General features: G+C 69.0%; 6 protein-coding genes. 5 read left to right on the forward strand and 1 reads right to left on the reverse strand.

What is annotated here, in order from left to right:
* Positions 1 to 490: 490 nt before the first annotated feature.
* The 4 genes from DYZ02_RS05075 to DYZ02_RS05090 all read left to right on the forward strand — a co-directional run bounded on the left by DYZ02_RS05075 (position 491) and on the right by DYZ02_RS05090 (position 3,249).
* Positions 491 to 1,642 carry a hypothetical protein gene (locus DYZ02_RS05075; protein ID WP_147291480.1) on the forward strand — a complete coding sequence of 384 codons (1,152 nt, stop codon included), beginning with the start codon at positions 491 to 493 and terminating at the stop codon, positions 1,640 to 1,642.
* 5 nt (positions 1,643 to 1,647) lie between these two features.
* The gene (locus DYZ02_RS05080; RefSeq protein ID WP_115685275.1) at positions 1,648 to 2,214 is read left to right on the forward strand and encodes a hypothetical protein; all 567 of its coding nucleotides are present in this window, start codon (positions 1,648 to 1,650) and stop codon (positions 2,212 to 2,214) included.
* A 27-nt stretch (positions 2,215 to 2,241) separates the two neighbouring features.
* Positions 2,242 to 2,649: a hypothetical protein gene (locus DYZ02_RS05085; RefSeq protein WP_115685276.1), complete on the forward strand. Its 408-nt coding sequence runs from the start codon at positions 2,242 to 2,244 to the stop codon at positions 2,647 to 2,649.
* Positions 2,650 to 2,742: 93 nt separating this feature from the next.
* The gene (locus DYZ02_RS05090; RefSeq protein WP_115685277.1) at positions 2,743 to 3,249 is read left to right on the forward strand and encodes a hypothetical protein; all 507 of its coding nucleotides are present in this window, start codon (positions 2,743 to 2,745) and stop codon (positions 3,247 to 3,249) included.
* Between the two features lie 71 nt (positions 3,250 to 3,320).
* On the opposite strand, the gene DYZ02_RS05095 is transcribed toward DYZ02_RS05090, so the two are convergent.
* Positions 3,321 to 4,712 carry a cell division protein FtsK gene (locus tag DYZ02_RS05095; protein WP_181896895.1) on the reverse strand — a complete coding sequence of 464 codons (1,392 nt, stop codon included), beginning with the start codon at positions 4,710 to 4,712 and terminating at the stop codon, positions 3,321 to 3,323.
* Positions 4,713 to 4,870: 158 nt separating this feature from the next.
* Here DYZ02_RS05095 and eccD point away from each other — a divergent pair, with 158 nt between their 5' ends.
* Positions 4,871 to 6,190, forward strand: coding sequence for a type VII secretion integral membrane protein EccD (gene eccD, locus DYZ02_RS05100; RefSeq protein WP_181896896.1), 1,320 nt, complete (start codon positions 4,871 to 4,873; stop codon positions 6,188 to 6,190).
* Positions 6,191 to 6,475 lie beyond the last annotated feature (285 nt).

Raw genomic sequence — 6,475 nt, forward strand, 5'->3', positions numbered from 1 at the left:
TGTCGTTCGATCTACCTCCACTCTCATGTTTGTGCCTCGCGCGATGACTTGCTATGACTATTTTTTTTTTTTTAAACGCCCCGCCCCCCCCCAGATCCACCAAGGGGGGGTCCGTCGGCGGCGTCAGATGTATAAAAGAGAGGGACGCGCGCCCGGGCGGTGTGCCCATCTTCCACCGACGTCGTGCACCGCCCGGCCGCACCTCGCCGCACCCGGCGCCGCAGCCCCGAGAATTACCCCCGTTTTACCCCCGCTGCCACTCGTAGAGATGTGCAATACCCGGTGGGGTATATACGCCCTAGCCTCGGCTAACATGCCGAAAAGGTACTGTGACCTGCGATTGAGTACCTTTTAGTACCTCGTTGCAATTCTCTAGCACATCGCTCAAGCTATTTCATAGCGACACACCACCAACCGCGGTGTAAGCACCCGCGCCTCGCCCGAGGCCCGGCACCAACCGAGACGTTGACGACACTAAGGACGTGGCATTTTGGCCTCTCAACCATTCACTCGCTTTACCGACCGGGCTAACGCTGTAGCGGGGGCGCTCGCCTTTACCGGCGTTCGCCCCGCGGCCGCCGAGACCGTGCAGGCCGCCGACGCGGCGGTTAACGAAACACTCGAGAAGTTCGACAAGCATTTCGAGCCCCTCGAGCTCGACGCCTACCGCGACGCGGGGGCCAAGTGGGCCGCCTCGCCGACCAAGACCGGCCTCAAGCAGCTCGAGACCATGCTTGCCGCCCCGGCACCGAGGTCACAAACGACGGTGCCGGTGCATTCACAGTCTGGCGGGTGGGAAACGCGGCACGTATCGACCCCGCAGGCGCGCAGGTTCACTGCCATGCGCGAGGGCATGGTCAAGGAACTGACCAAGGTGCACGACAAGCCCGAGTTCGCCACGGCTGCGCTCGTGGACTCGTGCAAGACGGCGGTGCGCGCATGGTTCGACGCCCTCGCCGCCGAGGCACACGACTCGTTCGCTGCCCTTGACGACGCCGCCCGTGAACGCGCCGCCCGCGGCACCTACGTGTCGTCCATTCTCGAGCTCATTGACCCGGCGACGACGCCCGAGGCAACCATCAGCACCTACCGCCGAGCGGTGCGTGCATGGGCGCCCATCGAACACATGGACTTCACTGCCTACGAGCGGTGTGCCCGCGCCATGGCCTTTGGCGACGTCGCCGAGGCCACCGCCAACAAAGACCGCGACGTGTTCGCCGTAATCGACTCGGAATCGCCGTATCGGGGTAGCTATAAGGCGCTGTGGCTCGACGCAGACGGTTGCGCCCTCGACGTGTTCGACATGGGTGAGACTGAGGCCATCGCCGCGGGGCTGACAACCATTTCCCCGCTCGCCGACCCGCTCGGTGACGACCGGGCCGAGCTCGAGCGCCGGTTGTCCGTCATTTCCGCCGCGGCCGGGTGGCTCGACTATCGCCGCCGCACCGTGGGCGACCGCATGCGCGGGCTCAACGGGCACTACAGCGACCACACCCGCTACGGCGCTAGTTCCCCGGCCGCGTCCCTCGCCGAGCTCAAGGCGTACAGCCCCGAGCTGTTCACGACCGAGCCGAGCGCGCCGGTTGCCGACAATGAGCCCGCCGAGTTCGACGTTGACCCCGCCGAGGTCTACGAGGATTAACCGCCGTGGCCGCGTTCGACTATCACGAGGCGCCGTGCCACGCGCCCGGCACGTGGCAGCGCGCCCTTGCCTCTCTAGCGGCAGGTTGCACGCCCGAGCCTGCGGACGCGTCTGCACTAGCTGTGTGGGATAGAAACCCCGGCATTCCCACCGCCGCGCAGCTCGAGCGGGGCATGCCCACCAAGGCCGAGCTCGTACGGGCCCAAAACTCGTTGCGCCGCCGGGTGGTGACCGCAGCCGTTGGCGCGCTCGACAAGGGCGAGGTCGTCGGCTCGCGCACCCTCGCCCGCCGTATAGCGAACATGCCCGGTATTCCGGGGGTGAAACACACCACGCAGTTGCTCATGGCGCTACCGCCCGAGTACACCCTCTACGCCCGCAACGGGGGCCAATTGACCAAGCGTTACATCACCAACATCGGCGGCAAGCCGGGGCATTTCTTTAGCCGCTCGGCACGTAATTTCGAGCCGTTCATCGCCACCCGCCTCGAGCAGCGCCGGGGCACACTCAAAGCCACGGTGGCCAAGCGTTACACCGCCGCGGCAGGGGTGCCCGAGCTGTGTGGCCCATGACCATCAACCAGTAAAGGAACAACAATCATGGCAACCAACAACGACGCCCTCGACGCGCACGGCGCGCGTATCTATGGCGAGACGTTCAAGACCAACTACACCGACGACCTCACCGAGCTCGGTGCCCGTATCTACGGTGCACCCGCAGATACCGAGGCCGATAGCCGTGGTGCGCGCGCCTACGGCCGCAATGACGACCTCGACGCCCGCGGCGCCCGTGTCTACGGGCACGGGCCCGGCGCGGTGCTTACCCACGTGCGCGACGACGGTGGCGACGGCGGCGATAGGGTGCTGCGCCCGACCGCCGAGCAGCTCGACGCCGACGCCGCGCGCATGGCGGCCTCGAGCGGCGGGCGGGGCAACCCCGGCATGGTCGTGAGGGTGAACCGAACGACCGGTAACGAGGTTGGCCCAGTGCGCTACGAGCGCTACTAACCTCCCCACCGCCTCGACGCCCCCCTGCTCACCTCGAGCGCGGGGGCGTAGCGCATGCCGGGCGGTGTGGGCATGCGGCAGTAAGGTAAGTGCATGGACTATTGGGTGCCGTCTGTGATTAGCGGCGTGTTTTCCCTTGTAGTGGTGCTTGTTGGTGCCCTCGCCGTTGACCGGCGTGAGAAACGTAGCCAAGCACTCGAGCACAGCCGAGCGGCCAATGCAGCGCAGCGTGAAGCGGTGGCGACCTACATCAAGGCTGTACGCACAGCCGCATGGAAAGCCAACGAGGAGCGCATTGAGGTACTGAAAAAGTGCACCGACGATCACCAGCTCGATACATGGTCGCCACTCGAGCGCGCGTTTAACACCTACCGCGACGCCTACATTCACCTTGACCTCGAGCTCACCAATCCCGAGGTTCGTAAGGCAGCGGCAGCGCTTGACCATGAGCTTTCCAAGCGCTACGAGCACCTCGCAGAGGTGCTCACCTGGAACTCGTGGGAATCGTGGTCGGAAATCAACAAGGCACAGACCATGCCGCCGCACTGTGAGGCATTAATTTCCGAGCTCGCCGCTACAGCGCGCGAACACCTCCACTAGCCCGGCGCGTGGACGACCCCGAGGGTGCCCAGCTACCACCGCTGTGTGTTCGACGCCTTAGACGGCGTTTCTCACCTGCGCTTTTGCCCTGCATGCCAGGCGGCGGGGGCATGGCCGGTTGCCCCCTCGAGCCCCACACCGGATAGGTACACCAAAAAGGGGTTGGTATTCCCGCTGCCGGTCGCCCCGATGCACAGCCCGTGCGGGCCCATGCCGCCGTGCGCCGCCTCCTTCAGATTTAGGTAGACGGGCTGCCCCTCGGGGCTCGCCCCGACGGGCACCGTGAGGCGCTGGCGGGTGCCCTCGCGGCCGGCCCACATCGTGTGGGGGTCGAGGCGGTCAATGTCGCCGATGCCCAGCATGTCCAGCAGCCCGGTTCCCGCTCCCGCCTCCCCGTCCGCCGGCCGGCGGTAGAAGGCCAGGTGGCGCGCGATCAGCTCGGCCTCCCTCGGGTCCAAGTCATCGGGCACACCGAGCAGCTCCTCCCCCGCTTCGGTCCGGGCGCGCAGGGAGGCACCGCACAGCAGGTGGAGGGCGTCGTCGTCGACGAAGTAGTCCGGGTCGGGGTCGACCACGATCACGCAATCGGCGGAGCGGTCGGCGAGGGCCGAGTGCGCCCCCGGGGCGTCGCTGAGCACGACCGTGAGGGCGGCTGCTGCGGGATTGCGGGTGTGCGGGAGCCACTTCACCCACCCCAGCGAGGCGTCGCCGTGCCTGTTGACAAGGCCGATCACCTCGGGGCCGTGGAAGAACGCCAGCTGCGTCACGAGCGCGCGCGCCACGCCGAGGGCTCCCGGTCCGGCGAGCGTGACGGTGGGGAACGCCGCCAGCTGCACCACGATCGGCATCCCGGGCACCGTGCTCACGGCGGCCACGGCGCGGCGGAGGCTGACGGCGCACACGGGGTCGAGGTCCTCCGGCGAGCCGGGGTCGGCCACCTCGACGGGGGTGCACAGAGCGCTCGAACCCACGCCGAGGCGCACCTCACCGGCGTGGGGCGAGTCGACGCCGCGCTCCCACACCCGGGTCGTGGGCACCGCAGCGAGCAACCCCGCCGGGTCCGGGTGGAAGTGCAGCGCGTGGGCGCGTTGCCTGCGGGCGTTGGCGCGGGCGCGCGCGGTGAGCGCGTCGAGGTGGCGCAGGTAGACGCGCCGGTTCTCGTCGATGTCACCGGCCTTTTCCGGCGGGCTGACCATCATGAGCACGCTGAAGATCATCATCAGCGGGAAAAGCATCATCATCGGGCTCACCCCGCGCCCGGACAAAGCCATGATGGCCACCATCGCGCCCACGGCCGCGAGCATGACGACGGGCATGACGATCTTCATCAGGGGCTGAGGCTGGTCCTTCTGCGCCGCCGGCACTCCCTCGGCGACGAGCGAGCCCGAGGGCAGGTCCGGCGCAGGGTCGGCGGCCTGCGGCGGCAGCGGCGCCAGAACGTCATTGTGGTCGAGCCCGAGCACGACAACCCCCCTGTGGTGAATACCTTCCGCAGCAGCCGGCCCACCCCGAACCGGCCCCCGTTGCTGTGGACGTGAGAATGATCCTAGGCAATAATGTTGTCTCGCGCGCGCCAAGGGGGACGGCCGCGCACCGCAGCAGACTTTTCGGGGGTTTTGCCATGGTTGCCGCTTCGGCGCACCACATCGTGCGCATCACCGTGCGCGTCGACGTCGTTTCCTTCCACCGGGACGTGGACCTCGTCCTGCCCACGTCCTCGACGCTCAACGAGACCTTCCCGGAGATCGCGCGCCTGATCGAGCTTCCCACCGTGCACCGCCCGTGGCAGGCGACCACTGCGGCCGGCGCCCCGGTGGACATGAACACGCCGCTTTACCAGCTCAAACTTCGCGACGGCTCCGTCCTCGTCCTCCGCCCGCAGGAGCCCCCGGCTCCCCCGGTCGTGCGCGACGCCGCGGAGTGCCTCGCCGCGGCGGCCGGGGCGGCCGCCGACCTGAGGGGGCTCGACGCCGCCGCCTCCGCCGCCGGCTGCGCGGCCCTCGCGGCAGCGCTGTCCTCCTTGATCGGTCCCGCCGCGGCTGCGGCGCTGGCCGGGGTTGGCCTGCTCGTCCTCGCAGTCTTCTCGCGCTCGCGCGCGCTGTTCGTCCTTGGCGCCCTCTGTGCCGCGGCGGCGTGCGGCGGCTGGGTGGCCGGGGCGCCCGGCGGGTGGGCCTCGCCCGCCGACCCCGCCCTCGGAGTCCTCGCCGCAGCGGGGGTCCTCTCCTGCCTCGCGGGCCTCGGAGCTCTCTTTTCGCTTCTCGACGCCACCTCCGCCACCACCCTCGCAACAGCATCCGCCCTGGCCTGCGCCGCCGCGGGCGCTTCCTGGCTGCCCTCCCCGGACGCGGCGCCCGCGGCCGCCGCGCTGGGGGCGCTGCTGGCGGTCGCGGCCGCGCCGGGCCTGGCCACCCGCACCGCCGGGCTGAAGATCCCGCACATCCCCACCGCGGGCGAGGAGCTGTCCTCCGCCGACGGGTATCAGTTGGACGTCGATGAGCGCGCCGAGCGCGCGCGTCGCGTGGTCGCGGGCATCCTGCTCGGGGCAGCTGCGGTAGCCCTCCCGGCTCTGTGTGCGCTCGCCTGGTCGGGGCGCGGGTGGCCGGCGGCGCTGTGCTACTGCGTGCTCGGCGCCGTCGTGGTCCACGCCGCCCGCCACCACTACCGTCTGCCGCGTGCCTCGCTCACCGCGATCGCCCTGTGCGCGGTGGTCGTGACCGGGGTGGCCGCGAGCAGGATGGACCCGCCCCACCCGGCGGGCTACATCGCCGCGGGCGTTGTGGGCCTGGTCAGCGCGACGGCGGTCGCGTGGGTGCCGCGTGTGCCCGAGCTGGAGCCCACCACCGTGGTCTGGTTCGAGCGGGCGGAGGCCGTGGCGCTCATCGCCGCCCTTCCGCTCGCCGCGCACGTGGCGGGGGTTGTCGACGCGGTCAGGGGGCTCTAGGTGCGCGCCCCGGCCGGGGTCGCGGCCTGCCTCTGTGCGGCTGCCGCGGTTCCCCTCGCGGCAGCGCCCGCCGCCGCGCACGGGACCCGGCTCTTATACCCATCTGACGCTGCCGACGACCTACTCTGTCTAGAGCTCTGTGGTTGCCCTATCATTTATAAAAAACCTCGCACTCGTACCCCCCTCGCTTGACCACCCATTCGCATCTCTAACGTCGGCGGATGCACAATGAAATTCGGAAAAATGCTTATCATCGATACAAAACGTACCTTGCGTGACCCGACG

The sequence above is a fragment of the Corynebacterium senegalense genome (genome assembly GCF_900411315.1).
In the GTDB taxonomy this organism is placed as follows: Bacteria; Actinomycetota; Actinomycetes; order Mycobacteriales; family Mycobacteriaceae; genus Corynebacterium; species Corynebacterium senegalense.

What these genes read in the sequence shown, in the direction of transcription:
- eccD (WP_181896896.1), top strand. Translation starts at nt 4,871, where the DNA reads ATGGTTGCCGCTTCGGCGCACCACATCGTGCGCATCACCGTGCGCGTC.
- DYZ02_RS05085 (WP_115685276.1), top strand. Translation starts at nt 2,242, where the DNA reads ATGGCAACCAACAACGACGCCCTCGACGCGCACGGCGCGCGTATCTAT.
- DYZ02_RS05090 (WP_115685277.1), top strand. Translation starts at nt 2,743, where the DNA reads ATGGACTATTGGGTGCCGTCTGTGATTAGCGGCGTGTTTTCCCTTGTA.